This is a genomic window from Andreprevotia lacus DSM 23236 (genome assembly GCF_900176275.1).
Taxonomy (GTDB): Bacteria; Pseudomonadota; Gammaproteobacteria; order Burkholderiales; family Chitinibacteraceae; genus Andreprevotia; species Andreprevotia lacus.
Map to the genome: position 1 here is coordinate 26,171 of NZ_FWXD01000015.1, position 23,745 is coordinate 49,915.

Annotated in this window: 24 protein-coding genes; 9 read left to right on the forward strand and 15 right to left on the reverse strand. The window is 62.7% G+C overall.

Annotation, left to right across the window (positions count from 1 at the left end; genetic code table 11):
- Positions 1-16: 16 nt before the first annotated feature.
- From ptsN to B9A19_RS13185, 8 genes are all read right to left on the reverse strand, one after another.
- The gene (ptsN, locus tag B9A19_RS13150; RefSeq protein ID WP_084091264.1) at positions 17-484 is read right to left on the reverse strand and encodes a PTS IIA-like nitrogen regulatory protein PtsN; all 468 of its coding nucleotides are present in this window, start codon (positions 482-484) and stop codon (positions 17-19) included.
- A gap of 150 nt (positions 485-634) precedes the next feature.
- Positions 635-964, reverse strand: coding sequence for a ribosome hibernation-promoting factor, HPF/YfiA family (hpf, locus tag B9A19_RS13155; RefSeq protein ID WP_084091265.1), 330 nt, complete (start codon positions 962-964; stop codon positions 635-637).
- A gap of 25 nt (positions 965-989) precedes the next feature.
- Complete coding sequence (locus B9A19_RS13160) at positions 990-2,414, reverse strand: RNA polymerase factor sigma-54 (RefSeq protein ID WP_084091266.1); 1,425 nt, start codon at positions 2,412-2,414, stop codon at positions 990-992.
- A gap of 141 nt (positions 2,415-2,555) precedes the next feature.
- Positions 2,556-3,302, reverse strand: a complete 747-nt coding sequence (gene lptB, locus B9A19_RS13165) for an LPS export ABC transporter ATP-binding protein (protein ID WP_084091267.1) — start codon at positions 3,300-3,302, stop codon at positions 2,556-2,558.
- Positions 3,299-3,835, reverse strand: a complete 537-nt coding sequence (gene lptA, locus B9A19_RS13170) for a lipopolysaccharide transport periplasmic protein LptA (RefSeq protein ID WP_176216928.1) — start codon at positions 3,833-3,835, stop codon at positions 3,299-3,301. Before lptA ends, lptB begins: the two co-directional genes overlap by 4 nt.
- Positions 3,816-4,385: an LPS export ABC transporter periplasmic protein LptC gene (gene lptC, locus B9A19_RS13175; RefSeq protein ID WP_084091269.1), complete on the reverse strand. Its 570-nt coding sequence runs from the start codon at positions 4,383-4,385 to the stop codon at positions 3,816-3,818. The genes lptA and lptC overlap by 20 nt, the downstream gene beginning before the upstream one ends.
- A 7-nt stretch (positions 4,386-4,392) precedes the next feature.
- The gene (locus tag B9A19_RS13180; RefSeq protein ID WP_084091270.1) at positions 4,393-4,908 is read right to left on the reverse strand and encodes a KdsC family phosphatase; all 516 of its coding nucleotides are present in this window, start codon (positions 4,906-4,908) and stop codon (positions 4,393-4,395) included.
- Positions 4,909-4,920: 12 nt separating this feature from the next.
- Positions 4,921-5,895, reverse strand: coding sequence for a KpsF/GutQ family sugar-phosphate isomerase (locus B9A19_RS13185; protein ID WP_084091271.1), 975 nt, complete (start codon positions 5,893-5,895; stop codon positions 4,921-4,923).
- A 204-nt stretch (positions 5,896-6,099) separates the two neighbouring features.
- On the opposite strand from B9A19_RS13185, the gene B9A19_RS13190 reads away from it, so the two are divergent.
- On the forward strand, positions 6,100-8,073 hold the full coding sequence (locus B9A19_RS13190; RefSeq protein WP_084091362.1) for a monovalent cation:proton antiporter family protein: 1,974 nt from the start codon (positions 6,100-6,102) through the stop codon (positions 8,071-8,073).
- On the opposite strand, the gene B9A19_RS13195 is transcribed toward B9A19_RS13190, so the two are convergent.
- The 3 genes from B9A19_RS13195 to B9A19_RS13205 form a co-directional block, all read right to left on the reverse strand.
- Entirely contained in the window at positions 8,070-8,648 is a 579-nt protein-coding gene (locus B9A19_RS13195) for an alpha-ketoglutarate-dependent dioxygenase AlkB family protein (protein ID WP_217807064.1), read from the reverse strand. The genes B9A19_RS13190 and B9A19_RS13195 overlap by 4 nt on opposite strands.
- A gap of 48 nt (positions 8,649-8,696) precedes the next feature.
- Entirely contained in the window at positions 8,697-11,321 is a 2,625-nt protein-coding gene (locus B9A19_RS13200; RefSeq protein ID WP_084091364.1) for a chemotaxis protein CheW, read from the reverse strand.
- 322 nt (positions 11,322-11,643) lie between these two features.
- Complete coding sequence (locus B9A19_RS13205; protein WP_084091272.1) at positions 11,644-12,804, reverse strand: Do family serine endopeptidase; 1,161 nt, start codon at positions 12,802-12,804, stop codon at positions 11,644-11,646.
- Positions 12,805-12,847: 43 nt separating this feature from the next.
- On the opposite strand from B9A19_RS13205, the gene B9A19_RS13210 reads away from it, so the two are divergent.
- The 7 genes from B9A19_RS13210 (at position 12,848) to B9A19_RS13240 (ending at position 18,280) form a co-directional block, all read left to right on the forward strand.
- Positions 12,848-13,579, forward strand: coding sequence for a Nif3-like dinuclear metal center hexameric protein (locus B9A19_RS13210; protein WP_245804343.1), 732 nt, complete (start codon positions 12,848-12,850; stop codon positions 13,577-13,579).
- 6 nt (positions 13,580-13,585) lie between these two features.
- Positions 13,586-14,089, forward strand: coding sequence for a hypothetical protein (locus B9A19_RS13215; protein ID WP_084091273.1), 504 nt, complete (start codon positions 13,586-13,588; stop codon positions 14,087-14,089).
- A gap of 134 nt (positions 14,090-14,223) precedes the next feature.
- Positions 14,224-14,808: a ubiquinol-cytochrome c reductase iron-sulfur subunit gene (gene petA / locus B9A19_RS13220; RefSeq protein ID WP_084091274.1), complete on the forward strand. Its 585-nt coding sequence runs from the start codon at positions 14,224-14,226 to the stop codon at positions 14,806-14,808.
- 15 nt (positions 14,809-14,823) lie between these two features.
- Entirely contained in the window at positions 14,824-16,176 is a 1,353-nt protein-coding gene (locus B9A19_RS13225; RefSeq protein WP_084091275.1) for a cytochrome b, read from the forward strand.
- 10 nt (positions 16,177-16,186) lie between these two features.
- A complete protein-coding gene (locus B9A19_RS13230) occupies positions 16,187-16,963 on the forward strand; it encodes a cytochrome c1 (protein ID WP_084091276.1) in 777 nt (258 codons plus the stop codon).
- A 212-nt stretch (positions 16,964-17,175) separates the two neighbouring features.
- On the forward strand, positions 17,176-17,781 hold the full coding sequence (locus B9A19_RS13235) for a glutathione S-transferase N-terminal domain-containing protein (protein WP_084091277.1): 606 nt from the start codon (positions 17,176-17,178) through the stop codon (positions 17,779-17,781).
- Between the two features lie 67 nt (positions 17,782-17,848).
- Positions 17,849-18,280, forward strand: coding sequence for a ClpXP protease specificity-enhancing factor (locus B9A19_RS13240; protein ID WP_084091278.1), 432 nt, complete (start codon positions 17,849-17,851; stop codon positions 18,278-18,280).
- 62 nt (positions 18,281-18,342) lie between these two features.
- Here B9A19_RS13240 and B9A19_RS13245 read toward each other — a convergent pair whose 3' ends face one another.
- The 4 genes from B9A19_RS13245 to purM form a co-directional block, all read right to left on the reverse strand.
- A complete protein-coding gene (locus B9A19_RS13245) occupies positions 18,343-19,614 on the reverse strand; it encodes an RsmB/NOP family class I SAM-dependent RNA methyltransferase (protein ID WP_084091279.1) in 1,272 nt (423 codons plus the stop codon).
- Positions 19,615-19,635: 21 nt separating this feature from the next.
- Positions 19,636-20,793, reverse strand: coding sequence for a DUF3108 domain-containing protein (locus B9A19_RS13250; RefSeq protein WP_084091280.1), 1,158 nt, complete (start codon positions 20,791-20,793; stop codon positions 19,636-19,638).
- The gene (purN, locus tag B9A19_RS13255; protein WP_084091281.1) at positions 20,794-21,390 is read right to left on the reverse strand and encodes a phosphoribosylglycinamide formyltransferase; all 597 of its coding nucleotides are present in this window, start codon (positions 21,388-21,390) and stop codon (positions 20,794-20,796) included.
- A gap of 105 nt (positions 21,391-21,495) precedes the next feature.
- On the reverse strand, positions 21,496-22,533 hold the full coding sequence (purM, locus tag B9A19_RS13260; RefSeq protein ID WP_084091282.1) for a phosphoribosylformylglycinamidine cyclo-ligase: 1,038 nt from the start codon (positions 22,531-22,533) through the stop codon (positions 21,496-21,498).
- Positions 22,534-22,637: 104 nt separating this feature from the next.
- Here purM and B9A19_RS13265 point away from each other — a divergent pair, with 104 nt between their 5' ends.
- Positions 22,638-23,732: an AI-2E family transporter gene (locus B9A19_RS13265; RefSeq protein WP_084091283.1), complete on the forward strand. Its 1,095-nt coding sequence runs from the start codon at positions 22,638-22,640 to the stop codon at positions 23,730-23,732.
- Positions 23,733-23,745: the final 13 nt, after the last annotated feature.

Below are 23,745 nucleotides of genomic sequence, written 5' to 3' on the forward strand. Positions count from 1 at the left end.
GGTGTCTCGCTGCGGGTCAGAAGCCGGCGTACGGCTCCCAGGTACTGATCAGCTTGTACGCCTCGCCCGGCTCGGTCAAGACCGCCAGCTGATCGCGCACCGACCTGTCGGAGAAAAGCTGCGCCAGCTCGGACAGGATTTGCAGGTGCAGGTCGGTGGCGGCGGCAGGCACCAGTAGCACGAAGATCAGCGAGACCGACTTGCCATCGGGCGCATCGAACGGGATCGGCGTCTGCAGGCGCAAAAAAGCACCGGTGGCTTCCTTCAGCCCCTTGATGCGGCCGTGCGGAATGGCCACGCCCTGCCCGAGGCCGGTAGAGCCGAGCTTTTCGCGCGCGAACAGGCTTTCGAAAATCACGCTGCGCGCAATGCCATGGCTGTTTTCAAACAGGATACCCACCTGCTCGAAAACACGTTTCTTGCTGCTGGCCTCGAAGTCGAGGAACACATTGCCGCTGGGCAGGATTTTGGAAAGGAGGCTCATCCGGAACAACCCGCCCCGCCGCTGCGCGACGGGGTTAGACATGAAAAGAAGCGCCATTGTAGCGCCACACCCGGCAAACAAAAACGGGAACCCGTTTTGTATGGATTCCCGTTGGTTGGGTGCGACGCTTTCGGGCGTCAAAACAAGGATTTACTCGGAAGCCGGCACCGGCTGGTGCTTGAGGGCCTCACCGCGGTGATCCATCAACTTTTCCTTGTACTTCACGATCTGGCGATCCAGCTTGTCGGTGACCAGATCAATGGCGGCGTACAGATTTTCCTCCCCCGCCTCAACGTGGATATCCTTGCCGCGCACGTGCACGGTTACCTCAATCTTCTGTTCCAGCTTCTCCACCGACAAGATGACACCGACGTCGATGACGGAGTCAAAGTGGCGCGTAACACGATCCAGCTTGCCGATGATGTATTCACGGATTGCCGGGGTCACTTCGAGGTGATGGCCGCTGATGTTGAGGTTCATAGCCTTACTCCTTGCGTGTGAAGCACTACAAAGTCTTGCGCAGATTGACCGGAGGGATGTTCATCGCCTCCCTGTATTTGGCAACGGTTCGCCGCGCAACCGCGACCCCTTGCCCGGCCAGCGCTTCCGCGATGGCACTGTCCGATAACGGCTTGGTGGTGTCCTCCTGTGCAATAAGCTGGCGAATCTGGGCTTTGATGGCCGTGGCGGATGCCTCGCCGCCCGCTTCGGTTTCGACGTGACTGCCGAAAAAGTACTTGAATTCAAAGATGCCACGCGGCGTGAGCATGTATTTCTGCGTGGTCACGCGCGAGATGGTGGATTCGTGCAGATCAAGCTCGGTGGCAATGTCGCGCAGCACGAGCGGGCGCATGGCAATCTCGCCATGCTCGAAGAAGGCGCGCTGGCGCTCCACGATGGCTTCGGCCACGCGCAGGATGGTTTCAAAGCGTTGCTGCACGCTTTTCACCAGCCACTTGGCTTCTTGCAGTTCCCGGGCGAGCGAGCCGCCCTCGTTGCGTTGCAGAATTTCCGCGTACATCCGGTTGACCCTGAGCTTTGGTATCGCAGCCATATTGAGCCGTACCCGCCAGCGGTTGCGCTGCTTGTAGACCAGCACATCAGCGACCACATACCGCGCCGCTTCACTGGACCACTGCGCCCCCGGTCTGGGGTTGAGGCTCACAATCAGCGACTGGGCCGCCTTGAGTTCGGCGTCGTCGCATTTCAGCTGCCTTTTAAGCTTACTGTAGTCCCGTGCGGCCAATAAATCGAGGCAGTTTTTTACCAAAACGAGCGCCAGATCACGCACCTGACCAGCGGGCTGTGCCCGCAATTGCAGTTCCAGGGTATGTGCCATGTCGCGCGCACCCACACCCAGCGGGTCAAGTTGCTGCAAGCGCACCAGCGCAATCGAGAGGTCATCGACTTCCAGTTCGGCCGCATCTACCAGTTCGTCCGGAAACAGGGCAAACAGTTCCTCTGCCGTGTAGGGCAGGAAACCGTCGTCGTCGAGCAGCTCGATCAAAGCGGTAAGCACTGCGCGGTCGCGCGTGGGTAGCGTCAGCAACCCGACCTGGGCCAGCAGGTGTTCGCGCAGGCTCAGCTCGCGCGCCACATTGGTGGCCGGGTCGAAGGCATCGTCGTCATCACCGCTGCGCTCGCCACTGCGGCCTTCCCACGACCATTCCTCGTTGCCGCCGTACTCTGGCTCGGGGCCATCGGCGCTGGACTCGGCCGGGTTGACCTCGTCGGCACCGCCCGCCTCGCCCTCGCCAGGGGCATCACTGCCATGCTCGGCGTTGACTTCCAGCAGCGGGTTCTCGGCCAGGAAGCGGTCTATCTCCTGCTGGAAGTCGAGCGTGGACAACTGCAGCAGCTTGATCGACTGCTGAAGTTGCGGAGTCAGGTTGAGTTGCTGCGACATGCGCAGCTGCAGCGACTGTTTCATTGATTTGATCATAACCGAAGCCGGAGCCGCTGTTGCCAGCAAAAATTGATCCAGCTCAGCCCAAGTCCACAAAACCTTGGCGGAAAAAAGAAAAAAGCCAGCACGCAGGCTGGCTTTTTTCCGACATCCGGCGATCCGGAATCACATCCGGAAATGCTCGCCCAGGTACACCTTGCGCACCTGCTCGTTCTGCACGATCTCGTCCGGGTGCCCCGAAGCCATCACCGCACCTTCCGAAATGATGTAGGCACGGTCACAAATACCCAGCGTTTCGCGCACATTGTGGTCGGTAATCAGCACGCCGATGCCGCGTTCGCGCAAAAAGGCGATGATGCGCTGGATATCCATCACGGCAATCGGGTCCACCCCGGCAAACGGCTCGTCCAACAGGATGAAGCGCGGCTTGGCGGCCAGTGCACGGGCGATCTCGGCGCGGCGGCGCTCGCCGCCCGACAGGCTCATGGCACCGCTGTCCTTGAGGTGACCGATGTGCAGATCATGCAGCAAGGCATCCAGGCGCTCGTCGATGGTCTGCTGCGACGTTTCATGCAGCTCCAGCACCGCGCGCACGTTCTGCGCCACGGTCATCTTGCGGAAGATCGACGCTTCCTGCGGCAGATAGCCGATGCCCAGCCGTGCGCGTTCGTGCATGGGCAGGCGGCCGATATCTTCGCCGTCGAGCGTGATCTCGCCGCCACCCTTGGCCACGAGGCCAACGATCATGTAAAAGCTGGTAGTCTTGCCCGCGCCATTGGGGCCGAGCAGGCCGACCACTTCGCCGGCGTGCACGTCCAGCGACACATCGCGCACCACGGTGCGCTTCTTGTAGCTTTTCATCAGGCCACGCGCCGACAGGCGACTGGGGAACTCGCCGGCAGCCTGGCTCATTTTGCCTCCGGCTTGCTCGCGGCAGCGGGCTGGCTGGCGCTCTTGGTCTTGGGCTGGAAGGTGATGTTGACGCGGCCATCGCCGCTCTTGCCGCCTTGCGCCTCGTAAATTTCGGTGGTGGTGTTGTAGGTGATCACGTCACCATACACTTCGTCCTTGCCGCGCTTGACCCAGGCCTTGTCGAACAGCTTGAGCGTGCCGGTATCGCCGTAATACTCGAAGCGCAGCGCTTCGGCATCCACCCATTCACCGCTGTCGAGCTTCTGCCTGAAATGCACCGGCGCCCCATTGCCGCTCATGAACTGACTACCCTGCGCATCTTCGCGGCTGGTCAGCCGTTCCGAGCGCAATGTCATCGTACCCTGGGTCACAATGACGTTGCCGCTGGCCACGCGCACCTGGGTTTTCTGGTCCGCCTTGAACTGGTCGCTCTTGAGGTTGACCGGCTTCTCGCGGTCGCCGGTTTCGGCATGGACCGTCGCAGCCAGGGCCAATACCACCAGCAGCGGCCATTTAACGCCGTTTTGCTTCATACACACCAACCACATTCGATTTGAGGAAAAGGGTTTGCTGCTTCATGTCGGCTTCGAATCCTACACCCGACACGTGATAACTTTTCGAATCCGCCCGCACCGGGTCGGCGGACCAGGCGAAATCCTTGTTGGTATCGAGCCAGACTGCACTGCCATTCACCGTCAGGGACTCGCCGCCCGGCGGTGCCGCGCGCTGCAGCGCCACGGTGCCGGGAAACCAGATGCGTGAGCCTTTCTGCTCGGAGCGCGCCTGCGGGCTGACGACAATCAATTCAGGCTGGCCCGGCGCGGTATAGCGCAGATGTGGCTGGTCGAGCCAGATGGTATCGCCCTCGGGCAGGTGGCGCATACGGTCGGCGGTCAATCGTGCCAGCGGCTGGCCATCTACGCCAAAGCGCACGCTGACCGCACGGCTGGCGATCAGGTCGGCCTCGTAGGGCTTGGCCTGCCGCGCCAGGGCCGGCAGGTTGGCCGCGTCGTTCAGCACCCAGACCAGCCCGCCCAGCATGATGAGCAGGGCAACCGGCAGGATACGCGTGGTTCCAAGCATCGCCGGCTCAGCGCAGGTATTGCGCCAGCACGCCGTCCAGCGTGCCTTGCGCCTGCATGATGTATTCGCACACCTCGCGCACCGCACCGTTGCCGCCGTGATGCACGGTCACATAGTGCGCGTGCTTGCGCACGATGTCGGGCGACTGCGGTACAGCGACGGCAAACGGCACGCGCGTCATCACCGGCAGGTCGATCACGTCGTCGCCCATATAACCGCACTCTGCTGCCGTCACGCCGGCAGCGGCCAGCAGCGATTCAAACGCCAGCCGCTTGTCGTGCGCGCCCTGATAGACGTAATCAATCTTCAGGTTGTCGGCACGGTGCTGCACCAGCCGCGACTGGCGGCCGGTGATGATGGCCAGCTTGACGCCGGTTCCGGCCAGCATGCGCAGGCCGTGGCCATCCAGCGAGTTGAACGCCTTCAATTCCTCGCCAGCGTCGTTGTAATACAACGCGCCGTCGGTCATCACGCCGTCGACATCGAAAATCATCAGCCGCACGTTGCGGGCCAGTTCAGTCATTGCCTTTCCTTGTCATACCACGCGGGCACGCAGCAGATCATGCATGTTCAGCGCACCCACCAGTGTGCCGTTATCGGTCACCAGCAGGGCAAAAATACGGCGTTTTTCCATCAGCGCCACTGCCTCGGCCGCGAGATGATCGGCGCCAATCGCCACCGGCGAGCGCCCCATCACCTGCCCCACTGGCGTGGTCATCACATCGATGCCGCGATCCAGCGCGCGGCGCAAATCGCCATCGGTAAACACGCCGATCAGCTTGCCGGCGGCATCGGTCACCGCAGTCAGGCCCAGGCCCTTCTTGCTGATTTCCACCAGCGCATCGCGCAGCATGGCGTGCTCGCTCACCACCGGCAGCGCCTCGCCGCCATGCATCACGTCGCGCACGCGCACCAGCAGCTTGCGGCCCAGACTGCCACCGGGGTGCGAACGGGCAAAATCCTCGGCATTCAGGCCGCGTGCGTCCAGCAAGGTCACGGCCAGCGCATCGCCCAGCGCCAGCGCCGCGGTGGTGCTGGCCGTCGGCGCGAGATTGAGCGAGCAGGCCTCTTGCGCAACGCCGGCATCCAGCCACACTTGTGCTTCACGCGCCAGGGTCGAATCGGCATTGCCCGTCATGGCAATCAAAGGCACACCCAGCCGTTTCAGGCTGGGCAGCAGGGTAATCAGTTCGTCGCTCTCGCCTGAATACGACAGCGCCAGCACCATGTCATCCGGCGTGATCATGCCCAGGTCGCCATGCGCGGCCTCGGCCGGGTGCATGAAAAACGACGGTGTACCGGTGCTGGCAAGGGTCGCAGCGATCTTGCGTGCGATGTGGCCGGACTTGCCGATACCGGTGACCACCAGCCGGCCACGGCAGCCCAGCACCAGTTGGCAGGCTTGTTCGAAGCGCGCGTCAAGACGGCTTGCCAGCGCCGCAATGGCTTCGGCTTCTATGTGCAACACGCGGCGGGCGTGCTCCAGCGTCTGGATCGGGGGGGGCGTCATCCCGAGAGTATAAAAGAGCCGGGCTGCGCCTCGCCAGCAAGCTACAGGTAAATTCTGCCGCCAGCGGGTTTTGTGGCGCGGTCGGTTATACTCGATTCAAGACTGTGCACGCCTTGCTGCATGGCGCACAGTCCGTGCACAGAACAACATACTGCTGACCGTGCTGCGCAAATCGGCACAGTCCGCGCAGACACGACCGACTTCATGCCCGTACACCTGTCCTCCCTGCTGCTTCTGCTTGCTGCCGCCGTTTTCAGCGTGGTGCTGTGCCGTTTCTTCAAGCTGCCCGCCATGCTGGGCTATCTGTTTGTCGGCCTGCTGGTGGGGCCGCATGCGCTGGGTCTGGTGGCGTCGTCGTCCGAGGCCACGCACCTGGCCGAATACGGCGTGGTCTTCCTGATGTTCACGCTGGGGCTGGAATTCAATATCGCCAAACTCAACGCCATGCGTCGCGTGGTGTTCGGGCTGGGCTTTGCACAGGTAGCGACCACCGCCGTACTGATCCTGGGCCTTTCGCTGTTGATGCGGCTGGACTGGAAGGCCGGGCTGATCCTGGGCGGCGCCATGGCGATGTCGTCGACCGCCATGGTGTCCAAGCTGCTGGCAGACCGCAATGAACTCAATTCGCCGCACGGTCGCAACGCCATCGGCATCCTGTTGTTCCAGGATCTGGCCGTGGTGCCGCAGCTGATCATGATCCCGGCGTTGAGCCAGCCGGGCGAGCAATTGCTGACCGCGCTGGCCATTGCTGCCGCCAAGATCGTTGCCGTGCTGGTGTTGCTGCTCTACGTCGGCCAGAAGCTGATGCGACCGTGGTTCAACCTGGTGGCCAAGCAGCATTCGAGCGAGCTGTTCATGCTCAACCTCTTCCTCGTCACGCTGGGTATTGCATGGCTGACCGAGCAGACCGGCCTCTCGCTGGCACTGGGCGCTTTCCTCGCCGGCATGCTGATTGCCGAGACCGAATACCGCTATCAGGTGGAAGACGATATCCGCCCCTTCCGCGATCTGCTGCTGGGGCTGTTCTTCGTCACCGTGGGCATGACGCTGGATTTCGGCGAGGTATTTGCCAACTGGTATCTGGTGCTGCTGGTGGTCATTCTGCTTGGGCCGGTCAAGATCGCGCTGATTGCCGGGCTGTCGCGGCTGTTTGGCAGCGGCGCCGGCGCCGGCTGGCGCACCGGCTTTGCACTGGGCCAGGGTGGCGAGTTCGCCTTCGTGCTGCTGGCGCTGGCCACCACCTCGGGCAAGCTGGTACCCGACCCGGTGCTGCAGGCCACCATCGCCGGCATCGTGCTGTCGATGCTGATCACGCCCTTCATCGTGATGCACAGCGACAAGCTGGTGCTCAAGCTGGTCAGCTCGGAATGGATGAGCATGGCCGCCAACCTGCACCAGATCGCCGTGCGTTCGATGGGTACCAGCGGCCATGTCATCGTGTGCGGCTATGGCCGCAGCGGCCAGTCGCTGGCGCGCATCCTTACCCAGCAGGACATTCCCTTCTTTGCGCTCGATCTGGACCCGGAAATGGTGCGCGAAGCCGGCGCCGCCGGCGAATCGGTGGTGTATGGCGACGCCGCCAAGCGCGAAGTGCTGATTACCGCCGGCCTGCAACGCGCACGTGCGCTGGTGGTCACCTATGCCGACACGCACTCGGCGCTGAAAATCCTTGAAGTGGTGCACCAGATCCGCCCCGAGCTGCCAGTGATCGTGCGCACCAGCGATGAAAGCGACATCGACAAGCTCAAGGAAGCCGGCGCCGCTGAAGTGGTGGCCGAAATCATGGAAGGCAGCCTGATGCTGGCCTCGCACACGCTGATGATGCTGGGCACGCCGCTCAACCGCGTGCTCAAGACCATCCGCGAGGTGCGTGAAGCGCGCTACGAGATGTTCCGTGGCTTCTTCCGGGGCCTGAACGAGCATCTGGACGACACCGACCGACCGCAACAACGGCTGCACACGGTGCACCTGACCGCAGGCGCGGCCTCGGTCGGCCGCCAGCTGGGAGAATTCGACCTGGCCGCCATGCATGTCGAGGTGAAAAGCGTGCGCCGCCGCCACATGCACGCCGCCCAGCCCGACGGCACGCTGCAACTGGCCGACGGCGACGTGCTGGTGCTGCTGGGTGAGGCGGAAAATCTGGCGGCGGCGGAAATGCTGCTGCTGCAGGGTAGCTAGGCAGTAGTACCCTGATCGTAATCCGAGGGGCAAATTGCACGAAAAGTCAGGCTGATGCGGGCACCGGCGCCTTCAGCCTTGGGTACGGCATGCAACCAGTCTTGCTGCATCTCTTGGGACATATAGAGCAGGGAACCGTTTTCCAGCGGAAATACGAACTCGCTGCTTCTGTCGTGCTTGCTCCGGAAAACCAGATCGCGCTCCGCCCCTAGGGAAACAATGGCAATCCCTGTGGTCGGCGCCAATTCCGCGCTTGAATCTGAATGAAAGCCCATCGAGGCACTGCCGTCCGGATAGAAGTTCATCAGGCAGTTATTAGGCATGAAGCCAAGCTCCAGTTTCAGTGCCTGGCAGACTTGCTGCAGCGCATCCGGCATGGGCGCTGCCGGATAACTGATTTGCGAATAATTGTAGGCCACACCAAAACTGGCTGTTTTGCGCGCCCGCATGCGCTCATCCCAGACCGTGCCATCCAGAAATTGCCGGAAAAGTACATCGGCATCAGGGACAAAACGCGGGCAAATCCGGATCGGTGGCGGCAAAGTCATGGCGCAAATCTTCTGCTTGGTAATCAATTAGCAATCCATCGTGCCCGCATCACAACGCCGTCTCAAGAAAACAAACTAACTCAGCATCAACGGGTTTGCCCCCCGCCGCTCCTCCAGCATCGGGGCTGACCAACCCGGCACATTTGGCCGGCCCAGCACGCGGTCGCGGATGCGCTCTACCGACAGCACCACCAGGATGCCCTCGCGCCCCAGCGCCGGGTCGGGGCGGACGGCGCTTTCGGCCAGTGGCATCTGGCCGGGAAAGAGACCGCCGATGGCGTCGATCTGCCGCAGCGGAATTTCCAGCGTTTCGGCCAGCGCATGCGCCAGCAGGCCGAACTGCGCACCATCCTCGCCCTGCACGATCACCACCTGGCGGTATTCGCGCTCGGCGGCGCTGCGGCCATAGCGCAGCTCGTTCTTCAGGTCGAACACCGGCACCGGCCGCCCCTCACGCATCAGCACACCGCGCGCACTTTCCGGCAATCCGGGCAGCCCGGTGATATGGGTGGCGTCAACGGCTTCGATGACCTGCTGACAGGGAATGCCCAGCCATTCGCCACCGATGTGGAAGGTGGCTACTTGCGCCACCGGCTCGTTGCGCTCGGGCGCGCGGGCGTGGGCATTGCGGATACGGTCATGCTGCGCCGGTGCTACGGCCTGCTGCACGCTGCCGAGCGGAATCAGCACCAGCGCCGTCACTTCGTTGCGATAGCCATCATCGCCGCCCTTGTATTCACGATACCCGGCCGACGGGCAAGCACCGGCGGCGTAATACTGGCGGTCCAGCACGATGATCCCGGCGCTGCGCTGCGTAGCGGCACGCTGCAGCCATGCGGCATCGAGCGCCAGCCGGCTGCCTGGTTGATAGTGCGCATCGGAGCCGGCCAGCACCTCGCCATTGCGGCCGATGAACAGCGCTGCGCCGCCGGCCTCGGCATGCTGGGCCGGTACGGCGTCGTGCAGCATGGCGGCAAACTGCGGCGCGCTATCGAATACGATGCCGATGCCGCCCACTACCTCGTCGCTGTCCGACGCGAAAATGGCGGCCGCATAGATATAGGTGTGCCTGCCGCCATACAGCGGCGTGGCAGCAAACGCCGACACCGCGTATTGCTGCGGCTGCGCCAGCAGCAGGGTGCGCGCCACCCACTCCTCGCCCACCGGCTGGCCGACGCGGCCGGCAAAAGTGGGGTTGGAAACCGCCACCACCACGCCTTGCCGGTCGAACACCAGCAGGTTGTCGTACACGGTATACAGACTATTGATGTGCTTGAGCGTGGCGGTGATGGCCTGCCGCGTGGCATCGCTGCGCGGCGCAGCGGACAGCAGCTCGGCAAAGCTGTGTGTCTGCGCCCACCAGCGGCAATCGTTGGCGCGTTCGTACAGATTGCGGTCCATGATGTCGATGGCCAGTGCAGCGCAGAATTCGCTCTCGCTCAGCACGGCAGCGATTACCGTTTCGTGCAGATTGGCGATGGATTGCGCGAATACATCGCTGGTTTGCAGGCCGGTACGGCCAATTTCGCCCAGCAGCACTTTGGAGAAAGTCGGGTTGCCGCTCTGCTCGTCGCGGCTTTGCCGCACGCGGCCATTCCATACCGAGCGGTTCAGCTCGCGCTGGATTTGCTCGGCCTGCTGCGGAATTTCGCGCAGCGAGGCAGAGAACAGAGCCGGGCTGTGCATCACTGCCGCGAGCAGCTCGCTGGCCTGCCCGGCCAGCCGGCCATGACCGGCATCGGCAAACGCATGTTCCAGCGGTACCATCACGTGGCCCAGCCAGCCAGGGCCGCCATAGCCCTGATAGCCCGTGCTGGCGCGCGTCACCGCCAGATATTCACGCCCACCCAGCCGGGTTACGCGGCAGTCTTCGTCACACACCGGGGCAACGCGCGTGCCCGCAGGCAACTGCAGGGCATCGGATGCAGCGACTACCGCGCCATCCGGAGTAATCAGCGCCACCACATACCAGTCATCGTGCTGGCGCAGGTTGGCAAAGATGCGCGCGCACTCGTTGTCGAGCCGGAAGCTCAGGCACAACACACCCAGCACCCGGCCCTGCTCGTCGCAAATGCGGTAGGCATAGCACAATACACTGGTGCGGGATGGAAACAGATCCAGCGCACCGTGATACTCGACATAGGGCTGGCGCGTCTGCAGCGTCTCTGCCAGCAGCCCGGCCGACGTGGCAACCACTGCAACGCCCTCGTCCAGCCGCGCCAGCACACGGCCATCGGGCGCCAGCAACACCACGTCGTCATACACCGAATATTTGCGCACGTAGTCGTGAAAGCGGCCAACCAGCGCGGCGCGCTCGCCAGCCACAGCACCCGGGTTATCCAGCTGCAGGAAGCGGCGAACCTCGTCGTCCAGCGCCAGAAAACCGATATCGGCGGTACGCTCGAACAGATTGCGCGTGAGGATGTCGATGGCGACCTGCGCCCGCGCCTGCATGTCCTGCACCAGCTTGCGGCGCATTTCCTGCCCCATGCTGTTGAGCAGTACCGAGGTCAGCTCGGCAAAGGCATGGCGCGTGGCGCCCATGTCATTGGCCATGCCGGACAACTGCCCCAGCAGGGCAAGGTTGTCCCACACCGCCTGCAGGCGCTGCAGCGATTCTCGATACTCGTTGACGCTGTCCATATGGCGGATCAGCGGCAGCAAACGGCTGTCGAGGGAAATGCCTTTGTAGCTCGTCATGCCCGGCTCCGGAGAGATCATCTGGCCGGCCATCCATGATGGCGGCCCGTTGCCGGAGCAAGCACATGCCATGCCTGCGGCCTCACGACCACGAGCTGCACATGCGGGCAAAGACATAATTGTTTGTAGTCAGACAATTAGCGCTTACTGTATGTAAACACCGCGTGCGGGATGCCATGCCACACACGCACCGGCATCGCGCCACGTACCCATTCCAGTGCAGCAACAGCACCATTTCCGGGCAGGGCTGCGACGGGGCACGCACGGGCCAGATACAAAAAAGCGGGCTGCAGCCCGCTTTTTCATCCTCGCCAGCGAGGCGTCATGGGTTCAGTTTCGGGCGTTTGCCGATATGCACCTTGAAAGTCTGCAACTGGCCGCTGCGATAGGCCTGCATATCCACTTCCTCGTCGGGCTTGAGCGCGGCAATCAGGTTGAGCATGGCCGACGAATCAGCCACCGGCTGGCCTGCAATCGATTGCAGGATGTCGCCTGCGCGCAGGCCGGCGCGGTCAGCCGGGCTGCCGCCCACCACGCGGGCAATCAGCGCCCCCTGCACATCCTTGAGCTTGAACGATGTCGCCAGATCGGGCGTGACGTCCTGCGCCTCTACACCCAGCCAGCCGCGCGTCACCGCGCCATCCTTGATGATGGCCTCCATCACCTGCTTGACGGTCGATGCCGGAATGGCAAAGCCGATGCCGAGCGAGCCGCCGCTGTTGGAATAGATGGCACTGTTGATGCCCACCAGGCTGCCCTTCACATCGACCAGCGCACCGCCCGAGTTGCCGGGGTTGATGGCTGCATCGGTCTGGATGAAGTTCTCGAAGGTATTGATGCCCAGCTGCGAGCGCCCCATGGCCGACACGATGCCCATGGTCACGGTCTGCCCCACGCCGAACGGGTTGCCGATGGCCAGCACGGCATCGCCCACCTGCACCTTGCTGACGTCGGCAAATTCGATCACCGGCAGCTTGTCCAGCTCGATCTTGATCACCGCGATATCGGTATCCGGGTCGGTGCCGATCACCGTGGCCTCGGCGGTACGACCGTCGGCCAGCGCCACCTCGATCTCGTCGGCGGATTCGACCACGTGATTGTTGGTGACGATATAGCCCTTGTCCGACACGATCACGCCCGAACCCAGGCTGGATGCGCGCGGGGCGTCATCCCCACCGAAGCGATCACCGAAATAGCGTTTGAAGAACGGGTCGTTCAGCAGCGGATGCTTGCGCGACTTCACCGCCTTGGCGGTGTAAATGTTCACGACGGCAGGCATCGCGCGTGCAACCGCGCCATGATAGCTGGCCACACCGCCCTGCACCGGCACAGCTGGCGGCACCGCCGGCACCGTGCTTTCCTTGTGCGGCGGGGGCAGCAGCGCGCTGCCCGGGCGCCATTGCGGGTAGAGCGTGGTGAGCGCGAACCAGACGGCCAGCCCCACGGTGGTGGTTTGTGCGAAAATCAGCCAGAGTTTTTTCATCGTTTCAATCAATGGGTTTGCGCCAGTGCTGACACGGAATAGCTTGGAAAATTATATCGGACAACTTTTATCCGTTGACCGCTTTCGTGATTACGCGCCCAACGGTCTGCAGATCGAGGGCCGCGATGAGATCAATGTGGTGGCGACAGCCGTCACTGCAAGTCTCGCCGCCATCGATGCCGCCATCGCCGTTGGCGCCGACGCACTGCTGGTACATCACGGCTACTTCTGGAAAAACGAAGCCCCGGCAATACGCGGCAGCAAGAAAGCGCGCATCGCAAAGCTGCTCGCCCACGATATTAACCTGTTCGGCTATCACCTGCCGCTTGATGCGCATGCGGAGCTGGGCAACAACGCGACACTGGGCGCACTGTTGGGGCTGACCCCCACCGGCCGTTTCGGCGAGCAGGACCTGGCCTGGCTGGGCACGCTGGATCAGCCGCTGCCGCTGGCGGCGTTTGCCGCCCGCGTGGAGCAACAGCTCGGCCGCGCGCCGCTGGTGCTGGGCGAGCCCGACAAGCCCATCCATCGCGTGGGCTGGTGCACCGGTGGCGCGCAAAGCTATTTCCACGAAGCCGCCACGCTGGGCATTGATTGCTTCATCACCGGCGAAGCATCCGAATTCGTCACCCATCTGGCGGCCGAGACCGGCGTGGCCTATCTTGGTGCGGGCCACCACGCCACCGAACGTGGCGGCGTGCGCGCGCTGGGTAACCATCTGGCGCAGTCGCTCGGCCTGGCCGTGCACCATCTTGACCTTCCCAATCCGGTATAACCACGCATGACGCTGATTTTCTTTCGCCCCCTGTTCAAACGCACGGCCCTGCTGGCCCTGATCGGCGCACTGGCTGCCTGCGGCACACCTGCGCCCACCGGCAAGCCGGCAGTGATCATCGCCACACCCACGCCGGTGCCCAGCGGCCCGACGCCGGTGCCGCGCCCGTCGCCCGAGGCACAACCGCCGTCGGCCACCATCAACGGCCGCAGCGCCAATGCCGTGCTGGACGACATCGTGCGCTATCGCACCGGCCGTGGCATGACGCTGAAAGTGCGCACCGGCAACCGGGTGGAATTCAGCATGCAGGTGCAGAAGGTCAAGGTGCCCACCGAGGCACGCATGCGCTACCAGCTGACCACGGTGAACGGCGCGCTGCAACTATCGGCCCGCGTGTTCCAGGTGCTCAATCCGGGCACCAGCCGCGAACAGATCAACGAAATCACTAATGACGTTGCCGGCCAGCTTGAACACGAGCTGTCGGGCTATGCGCAAAGCGAGCGACACTGACCGTAACACCGGCTTTGAGTTCCCTTGCTGCTCGGGTAGAATTCGGCCGTTTAGCCTCGGAAGCCGTGCGTCCGGATTGTCGCGCCTAACAATTGATACAGCGGCGAGCGGATTGCTTTCATCAGGGATAAGGTATGAGTGATCAACAAGTAGACAACAGCAAGCGGCGGTTCCTGCTGCTTGCCACCAGCGGCGCTGGCGCCGTGGCTGTGGCCGGCGTGGCAACCCCGTTCATCGCCAGCTTCTTCCCGTCGGAGCGCGCAAAAGCCGCCGGCGCACCGGTCGAGGCCGACATCAGCAAGCTCGAACCCGGTCAGAAGATCGACGTCGAATACCGTGGCAAGCCGGTGTGGGTGGTCAAGCGCACCCCGGCCATGCTGGAAAGCCTGCCCAAGCTGGACGGCAAGCTGGCCGACCCGAAGTCGGACGGCAGCGACCAGCCTGAATACGCCAAGAACGAGCATCGCTCGCTCAAGCCGGAAATCTGGGTAGCTACCGGTGTGTGTACCCACTTGGGCTGTTCGCCGACCTTCCGCCCCGATCTGGCCCCGGCCGACCTCGGTGCGGACTGGCTGGGCGGCTTCTTCTGCCCCTGTCATGGCTCCAAGTACGACCTGGCCGGCCGCGTCTATTCCAGCATGCCCGCGCCGCTGAACCTGCCGATCCCGGCGTACAAGTTCCTGTCCGACACCCGCCTGCTGATCGGCGAAGACAAATAAGGTCCGGAGAGCCCCATGAGCAAACTAGAACAAATCGGCAAGGACACCCTGCAGTGGGTGGACGACCGTTTCCCGCTGACGGCGTTGTGGAAAGAGCACGTCTCTGAATACTACGCGCCGAAGAACTTCAATTTCTGGTACTTCTTCGGTTCGCTGGCCCTCTTGGTGCTGGTGATCCAGATTTTGACCGGCATCTTCCTGACCATGAACTACAAGCCGGACGGTACGCTGATTCCGGGCACCAATGTGTCTGTGGCGTTCGCATCGGTTGAATACATCATGCGTGACGTGGGCGGTGGCTGGATCATCCGCTACATGCACTCCACCGGCGCCTCGATGTTCTTCGTCGTGGTTTACCTGCACATGTTCCGCGGCCTGATCTACGGCTCGTACCAGAAGCCGCGCGAGCTGGTGTGGATCTTCGGCATGCTGATCTTCCTGTGCCTGATGGCCGAAGCCTTCCTCGGCTACCTGCTGCCGTGGGGCCAGATGTCGTTCTGGGGTGCGCAGGTGATCGTGAACCTGTTTGCGTCGATCCCGGTGATCGGCCCGGACCTGTCCACCTTCATCCGTGGCGACTTCGTCGTCTCCGACGCCACACTGAACCGCTTCTTTGCGCTGCACGTGATTGCCGTGCCGCTGATCCTGCTGGCACTGGTGGTGGCCCACCTGATCGCGCTGCACGAAGTCGGCTCGAACAACCCGGACGGCGTCGAGATCAAGAAGAACAAGGACCCGAAGACCGGCATCCCGCTCGATGGCATCCCGTTCCACCCGTACTACACCGTCAAGGACATCTTCGGCGTTGCCGTCTTCCTGGCTGTATTCACCGCCATCGTGTTCTTCCTGCCGAACGTGTTCGGTTACTTTCTGGAAGACAACAACTTCATCCCGGCCGACCCGCTGAAGACCCCGCCGCACATTGCGCCGGTCTGGTATTTCACGCCGTTCTACGCCATCCTGCGCGCGATTCCGTCCTTCCTGGGCACACAGGTATGGGGCGTGCTCGGCATGGGCGCCGGCGTGGTGGTGATTGCCTTCCTGCCGTGGCTGGACCGCAGCCCGGTGAAGTCGATCCGCTATCGCCCGACCATCTACAAGGTGATCCTCGGCCTGTTCCTCGTTGCCTTCATCGGTCTGGGCATCCTCGGCGCACTGCCGCCGACGGGCACCCGCACCTTCCTGTCGCGCGTGTTCTCGGTGATGTATTTCGGCTTCTTCCTCGGCATGCCGTTCTACACCAAGCTGGGCCAGACCAAGCCGGTGCCGGAGCGTGTTACCGACACCAACACCAGCCGCCAGGTCTGGTTCCTGTTCTGGTGTGCCGTAACCCTGCTCGGCGCTGCCGTGTTTGCCAAACTGGTTTAAGGAGACGACCATGATCAAACATTTCCGTCGTTTCCTGCTGGCTGCCGCACTGATCGCTGCACCGGCTGCATTCGCCAACGAAGGCGGCCCGCATCTGGACAAGGCACCGCTCAACCTGCGTGATGCCGAAAGCCTGCAAGCCGGCGCCACCGTGTTCGCCAACTACTGCCTGTCGTGCCACGGCGCGCTGAACATGCGCTACAACCGCCTGCAGGACATCGGCCTGACCGAAGCGCAGATCAAGGCCAACCTGATGTTCGCCAGCGACAAGGTCGGCGACCAGATGAAGGTGGCCATGCAGGCTGCCGATGCCAAGTCGTGGTTCGGCGCTACCCCGCCCGATCTGTCGGTGATCGCGCGTTCGCGTGGTGCAGACTGGCTCTACACCTATCTGCGCACCTTCTACCGCGACGAAAGCCGCCCGACCGGCTGGAACAACTCGACCTTCGACAAGGTCGGCATGCCGCACGTGCTGTGGGAGCTGCAAGGCGTGCAGGAAGCCGAGTACAAGGTAGAGAAGAACGCCGAAGGCAAGGAAGAGAAGCATCTGGAAGGGCTGAAGCTGGTGAAGCCGGGCCTGATGACGCGCATCTCCGAAGACGGCAAGTATGACCAGTCCGAATTCGACAAACGCGTAGGCGATCTGGTGAACTATCTGGTGTTCATGTCGGAGCCGGCCCAGACCAAGCGCGAACAGATCGGCTATACCGTGCTGCTGTTCCTGCTCTTCGTGCTGGTACCGCTGACGTATGTGCTGAAGAAGGAATACTGGCGCGACGTGCACTAAGACGACGCGAGCAGTATGAAAAAGGCGCCCTGCGGGGCGCCTTTTTTTATGGCATGCCGGCGCAGCAGGCTGTGGAAATCTGCTTTTTCGCCGCAGCGAAAAATTCGGAAAACCCCTTATCATTCAAGGAACTAAGCAACACAAGCTGGCTTATCCACAGCACTTTTCGGTAGAATCGCTGTTTTGCAATTGTCCACAGGAAAATCCGCGCCATGATGAAGCTGTATTCCGGCACCGCCTGCCCCTTCAGCCACCGCTGCCGTATCGTGTTGTTTGAAAAGGGCATGGACTTCGAAATCATCGACGTGGACATCCACAGCAAGCCGGAAGACCTGGCCGTGATGAACCCGTACAACGAAGTGCCGGTACTGGTCGAACGTGACCTGACCCTGTACGAATCGGGCATCATCAATGAATACATCGACGAACGCTTCCCGCATCCGCAACTGATGCCGGCCGACCCGGTGATGCGTGCGCGCACCCGTCTGATGCTGTTCAACTTCGAGCGCGAGCTGTTCATCCACGTGAAGACACTGGAAGACGGCAGCAGCACCAAGAAGGCACTGGAAGCCGCCCGTGTCGCCATCCGCGACAGCCTGACCCAGATCGCCCCGGTATTCGCCAAGCAGAAGTACATGCTGGGCGAAGAATTCTCGATGCTGGATGTCGCCATTGCCCCGCTGCTGTGGCGCTTTGACCACTATGGCATTGAAGTCACCAAGGCCATGGCGCCGCTGATGAAGTACGCCGAGCGCCTGTTCAGCCGCGAAGCATTCATCGAGTCGCTGACCGCCAACGAAAAGGCCATGCGCAAGTGATCTAGAGTGAGTAGTGTGGCACCCTCCACCCGAGGGTGCTGCTGCACTCATTTTTTACGGAGCCAACATGCAATCCGTTTCGACCAAGCCTTATCTGATCCGTGCCTTGCACGAATGGTGCTCCGACCATGGCTTCACCCCGTATCTGGTCGTATCGGTGCGTGGCAAGATGCAAGTGCCGATGGAGTACGTGAAAAACGGCGAAATCGTGCTCAACATCAGCTACAACGCCACGCGCAACCTGAGCCTGGGTAACGATTACATCAGCTTCTCGGCCCGCTTCAACGGCGTATCGCGCGACATCAGCATTCCGGTGGGTGCCGTGGTGTCGATCTTCTCGCGCGAGAACGGCGAGGGCATGGGCTTTGAGTATGAAGAAAGCCCGGCCGACGCCAGCGCACTGGAAACCGCACCGGAGAGCAAGCCGGACGACGACAGCAACGAGCCCCCCCCCGGTGGCCGCCCCGGCGGCAAGCCGGCGCTGCGCATCGTGAAGTAAGCGCACCGCCAATAAAAAACCCGCCAACCGGCGGGTTTTTTATTGCGGGCATCAACAGCCAATCAGGCTGCGGCAGCACGCTTGACCATCACGGCAGCAAAGAAACCGTCTGCCGCATGTTGTTGCGGCCACAGTTGCAGCACGGGGCCAGCCAGCGCGATATCGATCTTTTCCTTGGCCAGCAGCTCACGCACGTCCAGCAGTTCAAAGTCCGGGTGTGCCGCCAGGAAGGCATCGACCACATCCTTGTTCTCGCTCGGCAGGATGCTGCAGGTGGCATACACCAGCCGGCCACCGGTTTTCACCAGCCGCGCGGCAGAGGCCAGAATGCTGGCCTGCTTGGCATTCAGCTCACGCACGCTTTGTTCGCTCTGGCGGAATTTCAGGTCCGGGTTGCGACGCAGGGTGCCAAGGCCCGAACACGGTGCATCCACCAGCACCGCATCCATCTTGCCAGCCAGGCGCTTGATTTTCTGGTCGTTTTCGCTGGCAATCAGTTGCGGCTGCACATTGGACAGCCCCGAACGCGCCATGCGCGGCTTGAGGTTGGCCAAACGCTTTTCCGAGATATCAAAGGCATACAAGCGACCGGTCGATTGCATCATCGCACCGATGGCCAGTGTCTTGCCGCCGGCACCGGCACAGAAATCCGCCACCATCTGGCCACGCCGCGCGCCGGTCAGCAACGCCAGCAGCTGGCTGCCCTCGTCCTGCACCTCGAAGCCACCGTTCAGGAACAGCGTGTGCTTGTTCAGCGCCGGCTTGCCGAAAATGCGCAGGCCCCACGGCGAATACGGCGTTGGCTTGGCATCGATGCCGGCAGCAGCCAGCTCGGTGGCGACGGCATCGCGCTTCATTTTCAGGATATTCACGCGCAGGTCGAGCGGTGCAGCCTGCATCAGCGCACGGCCGGTTTCCAGGATATCCGCCTCGGCCATGCCGTCCGCCTGCAGCGCGGCCACCGCCCACTCGGGCAGGCTGGCTTGCACGTGCAGCGGCGCGCTCGACCAGTCCACGGCCTTCCAGTCCTTGGCCTGCGCCAGGCGCTTTTCGTCGAAGATGCTTTCCATCTCGCGCATATTGCGCTTCTCGATGGCGGCGAAATAGGCAATCAACCATTCGATCACGCCGGCCTTTTCGCCGGTCAGCCACTGGATGCGTGGCAGGTGGCGCAGCAGGCCGAATACGGTCTCGGCAATGGCGGCGCGATCGCGCGCGCCCAGCTGGCGTTCATCGCGGAAATAACGCGACAGGATCACGTCGGCCGGGGCAGTAAACGGCAGCACCTGGTGCAACACGTCCAGCGTGGCGTCGAATTGGGTACGGTTCAGCATGGTTCTCTCTCGGCAGTTGCACTAGCGGCGCAACCCGCCATTCTGTCTTTGTTGATTGGGCGAATACAGCACGGTTTCGCCGTTGATGGTGATCTGGCTGGCCCAGATGTTGAAGGTGTTTTCCTTGCCCAGGGTCAGGTGGATGCGCACCGGCATATTGTTCCATTCCGGCGCCAGCCAGAACTCGAACACCCGGTCTTCAAACTCGCCGCGCAGCAGGATGGCGTCGATGCGCTTGTCACCCAGGGTCAGCGTGCCCTCGCCGCGCAGCTCGAATTTCACGTCGCGGTACAGCTTGCGGCCGCTCACCATCGAGAAGGTGAAGTTCTTCATTTTCGAGCCCTGCAGCGCAAACTGGAACGCAGCCGAGAACAAATCCTGATCGCCGAGCTTGAGCGCCTCGAGGCTGGTCTTGCCATCGTCGTTAAGCTGCACGTTCTGCGCATCCCAATCGAAGGTGGCCTCGTTCAGCAGCTTGCCGTCCTTGGTATCGGAAAAACGCTGCGGGATCACGCCAGTCTTGCCCACCTTGCCCTCGCTGACGATGTCGCGCGTGCGTCCGAACAGCCCGCCGTGCAGGCTGAGCTTGTACTGGCCGTGGTCAACCTCCCACAGCATCTTCACCGGCACCGCAGTCCACAGATAGGTGATCTCGACCTTGCGCGGGAACTGCTTCTCGCGCGGAATCTCCGGTTGCGGCGTCGGCAGGGTTTCCGGTGCAGACGGAACAACCGTCGGCGCTGCAGCCACCATGCTTGCCGCCGGTGTGACTGGCTGGGGGGCACTGGCGACCACGGCAACACCACTGGCGGTGCCTGCAGAGGCCACCGCACTGGCACTGCTGGCAGTAGCAGCAGCCACGGCGCTGGCAACCACCTTGGTCTTGCCCGCTTTGGCTGCCGCCACCACCCGCCTGGCCGCCTTGGCCTTGGCCGGTGCCGGGCCGAACTGCACGCTCAGTTGCTCGGCCGGCTTCACGCCGGCCAGCGTATGCGCCGGTTCATCCTCGGGGATATCCATGCTCGTCAGCGACTTGGTCGGCTTGCGCAGTGTCAGCGGCTCATCGCGCTCCCACGCGTCGGCAAAGCGCAGCAGGGTATCGCCGCCGATGCTGAGGATGTGCAGCAGCAGGGACGCCATCAGCGCCCACATCATCCAGCGTCGGCTGCGCGTCTGCATTCAACCGCTGCGCTTGACGCGATTGCCGTCGATCAGCAAGCGACCAGCGACAAAGTCAGCCACCGCCTGCGGATACAGCCGGTGCTCTTCCTTGAGCACGCGTGCTGCCAGCGCATCGGGCGTATCGTCGTCCAGCACCGGCACAGCGGCCTGCGCGATGATGGGGCCGTGATCCAGCTCGGCGGTGACGAAGTGCACGGTACAGCCGGCAAACTTCACACCCTCGGCCAGCGCGCGCTCGTGCGTGTGCAGGCCGGTAAATGACGGCAGCAGCGACGGGTGGATATTGATCAGCCGGTTGGCATAGTGGTTGACGAAACCGGCCGTCAGGATGCGCATGAAGCCGGCCAGCACCACCAGATCGGGCGCATAGCCGTCGATCAGCGCCACCAGCGCGGCATCAAATGCCTCGCGGCCCGCAAACTGCTTGTGATCCAGCACGGCGGTGGCGATACCGCGCTCGGCCGCCCAGGCCAGACCACCCGCATCGGCGCGGTTGGCGATGACTGCCGCAATGCGGCCGCCCGGAACCTGGGCATCGACGATGGCCTGCATATTGGAGCCACGGCCGGAAATCAGGATGACGATGTTTTTCATGAAAACCTGAACAAACGTTGCGCGCTCGCGCATAGAAAAGCGATGGGGCGCTCGCGCGCCCCGAACGAAGCGCCGCACGCGGCGCTTCTCGCTGCAAATATCACCTTAGGCGATTTGCGTCTGGTGTTCGTCGCCATTGCGGGCACGGATCACACCCAGCGTGTAGACGGTTTCGCCCTCGGCTTCCAGCAGCGCCTTGGCTGCGGCTGCGTCTTCGGCAGCCACGATCACCACCATGCCCACGCCGCAATTGAAGGTGCGGTGCATTTCGTCGGTGGCAACATTGCCTTCCTTCTGCAGCCACTGGAACAGCTTGGGGAAGGTCCAGCTCTTGGCATCGATCTGCGCCACGACGTTGGACGGCAGCACGCGCGGCACGTTCTCGGTAATACCACCGCCGGTGATATGCGCCATGCCCTTGACGGTAAGCTGTTCGATCAGCTTGAGGATGGGCTTCACATAAATGCGTGTCGGCGCGATGACCACGTCGGCCAGGCTCTTGCCGTTTTCAAATTCGGCGGCGTAATCCGCATCGGTGAGATGCAGGATCTTGCGCACCAGCGAATAGCCATTGGAATGCGCGCCATTGGACGCCAGGCCCAGCACCACGTCGCCCACCTTGATGTCGTTGCCGGTGATGATCTTGCTCTTTTCGACCACGCCGACGGCAAAGCCGGCCAGATCGTATTCGCCCACCGGGTACATACCCGGCATTTCAGCGGTTTCGCCGCCGATCAGCGCGCTGCCCGACAGCTCACAGCCCAGCGCGATGCCACGGATCACTTCGGTCGCGGTATCCACGTCCAGCTTGCCGCAGGCAAAGTAGTCGAGGAAGAACAGCGGCTCGGCACCCTGCACCAGGATATCGTTGACGCTCATGGCCACCAGATCCTGGCCCACGGTGTCGTGGCGGTTCAGCTCGAACGCCAGCTTGAGCTTGGTGCCCACGCCGTCGGTGCCGGACACCAGCACCGGCTCCTTGAACTTCTTGCTGATCTCGATCAGGCCGCCAAAACCGCCGATGCCGGACAGCACTTCCGGGCGCATCGTGCGCTTGGCAAACGGTTTGATATTTTCGACAAGCTGGTCGCCGGCGTCGATATCGACACCCGCATCGCGGTAGCTCAGGCTTTGGGAACTCATGCACGGCCTCGTGGTGAAATCTGGGGTTTGCGGTGAAACGGGCGCTTTCTCGGTTAGAATGGCGCCCAACCCACTGAAAACGCGGTAGTTTACCGCATCCCGCGATGAAACGCCTGCCCGCCCGCCACACGCACGCTTTCCACCCGCTCTGGCCCTATCTGCTGATCGGGGTTCTGGCCATCGTTTGCTACCGTTTGCTGCCAGTGCTGATGCCGTTTGCGGCGGCAGCGATACTCGCCTACATACTGCATCCGGCCCAGCACAAGCTGGTGACCCGGGGGGTCAATCCCAATATAGCCGCACTGCTGGTGATGACCAGCGTGCTGTTGCTGTGCCTGCTGCTGCTGGTGATCGTCGCGCCTTTGCTGATCGACCAGTTCCAGATTCTCTACGCCGCCGTTCCCAAGCTGGCCGAGCGCGCCTCTACACACTGGCTGCCAGCGCTGAACGCACGCTTCGGCCTGCAACTGGGTATCGATACGCAAACACTGAGCACCTGGGTGAGCAGCCACAGCGCCGAACTGAAAAGCATTCTGCCCAGCCTGGCACAGCAACTGGGCAGCAAGGGCATGGCGCTGGTCAACCTGTTGGTGAACCTGGCACTGGTGCCGGTGGTGCTGTTCTATGCGCTGCGCGATGGCAACCGCCTGTTCCCCATGCTGCAAAGCTGGGTGCCGCGCCGGCTGGTGGGGCGCGTCAACCGGCTGTTCCGCGAGTTCGACGACGTGCTGTCCGAGTTCCTGCGCGGCCAGCTCACAGTGATGCTGGCCATGAGCGTGATTTATGCCGGCGGCCTGTGGGCCATCGGGCTGGAGGGCGCGCTGCCGGTGGGCATCGTGTCGGGCATGCTCACCTTCATTCCCTATCTCGGCTCGTTCACCGGCCTGTTGCTGGCTACGCTGGCTGCCGCCAGCCAGTACGGCAGCTTTGCCGGGCTGTGGCCGGCCTGGCTGGTATTCGGCATCGGCCAGACGCTGGAAGGCAACCTGATCACACCCAAGCTGGTGGGTGACCGTATCGGCCTGCACCCGGTCGCGGTGATCTTTGCGCTGCTGGCCTTTGGTCAGCTGTTCGGCTTTGTCGGCGTGCTGCTGGCGCTGCCGATGGCGGCGGTGCTGCAGGTGGGTTTGCGCCACCTCAAGCGCATGTATCTGGCCAGCCCCACCTACCGGCGCGCCCAACGCCGTGCGGTGCGCTGATGCGAGTGCGGTA

Bases quoted from the DNA above. Each gene is read 5' to 3' on its own strand.
- lptB (WP_084091267.1), bottom strand. From the start codon at position 3,302: ATGAGCCAGGCTGCCGGCGAGTTCCCCAGTCGCCTGTCGGCGCGTGGC.
- purN (WP_084091281.1), bottom strand. From the start codon at position 21,390: ATGAAAAACATCGTCATCCTGATTTCCGGCCGTGGCTCCAATATGCAG.
- petA (WP_084091274.1), top strand. From the start codon at position 14,224: ATGAGTGATCAACAAGTAGACAACAGCAAGCGGCGGTTCCTGCTGCTT.
- B9A19_RS13200 (WP_084091364.1), bottom strand. From the start codon at position 11,321: ATGACGAGCTACAAAGGCATTTCCCTCGACAGCCGTTTGCTGCCGCTG.
- B9A19_RS13215 (WP_084091273.1), top strand. From the start codon at position 13,586: ATGACGCTGATTTTCTTTCGCCCCCTGTTCAAACGCACGGCCCTGCTG.
- B9A19_RS13265 (WP_084091283.1), top strand. From the start codon at position 22,638: ATGAAACGCCTGCCCGCCCGCCACACGCACGCTTTCCACCCGCTCTGG.
- B9A19_RS13225 (WP_084091275.1), top strand. From the start codon at position 14,824: ATGAGCAAACTAGAACAAATCGGCAAGGACACCCTGCAGTGGGTGGAC.
- hpf (WP_084091265.1), bottom strand. From the start codon at position 964: ATGAACCTCAACATCAGCGGCCATCACCTCGAAGTGACCCCGGCAATC.
- purM (WP_084091282.1), bottom strand. From the start codon at position 22,533: ATGAGTTCCCAAAGCCTGAGCTACCGCGATGCGGGTGTCGATATCGAC.
- B9A19_RS13245 (WP_084091279.1), bottom strand. From the start codon at position 19,614: ATGCTGAACCGTACCCAATTCGACGCCACGCTGGACGTGTTGCACCAG.
- lptA (WP_176216928.1), bottom strand. From the start codon at position 3,835: ATGAAGCAAAACGGCGTTAAATGGCCGCTGCTGGTGGTATTGGCCCTG.
- B9A19_RS13205 (WP_084091272.1), bottom strand. From the start codon at position 12,804: ATGAAAAAACTCTGGCTGATTTTCGCACAAACCACCACCGTGGGGCTG.
- B9A19_RS13240 (WP_084091278.1), top strand. From the start codon at position 17,849: ATGCAATCCGTTTCGACCAAGCCTTATCTGATCCGTGCCTTGCACGAA.
- B9A19_RS13160 (WP_084091266.1), bottom strand. From the start codon at position 2,414: ATGAAACAGTCGCTGCAGCTGCGCATGTCGCAGCAACTCAACCTGACT.
- lptC (WP_084091269.1), bottom strand. From the start codon at position 4,385: ATGCTTGGAACCACGCGTATCCTGCCGGTTGCCCTGCTCATCATGCTG.
- B9A19_RS13235 (WP_084091277.1), top strand. From the start codon at position 17,176: ATGATGAAGCTGTATTCCGGCACCGCCTGCCCCTTCAGCCACCGCTGC.
- B9A19_RS13230 (WP_084091276.1), top strand. From the start codon at position 16,187: ATGATCAAACATTTCCGTCGTTTCCTGCTGGCTGCCGCACTGATCGCT.
- B9A19_RS13185 (WP_084091271.1), bottom strand. From the start codon at position 5,895: ATGACGCCCCCCCCGATCCAGACGCTGGAGCACGCCCGCCGCGTGTTG.
- B9A19_RS13180 (WP_084091270.1), bottom strand. From the start codon at position 4,908: ATGACTGAACTGGCCCGCAACGTGCGGCTGATGATTTTCGATGTCGAC.
- ptsN (WP_084091264.1), bottom strand. From the start codon at position 484: ATGAGCCTCCTTTCCAAAATCCTGCCCAGCGGCAATGTGTTCCTCGAC.
- B9A19_RS13250 (WP_084091280.1), bottom strand. From the start codon at position 20,793: ATGCAGACGCGCAGCCGACGCTGGATGATGTGGGCGCTGATGGCGTCC.
- B9A19_RS13190 (WP_084091362.1), top strand. From the start codon at position 6,100: ATGCCCGTACACCTGTCCTCCCTGCTGCTTCTGCTTGCTGCCGCCGTT.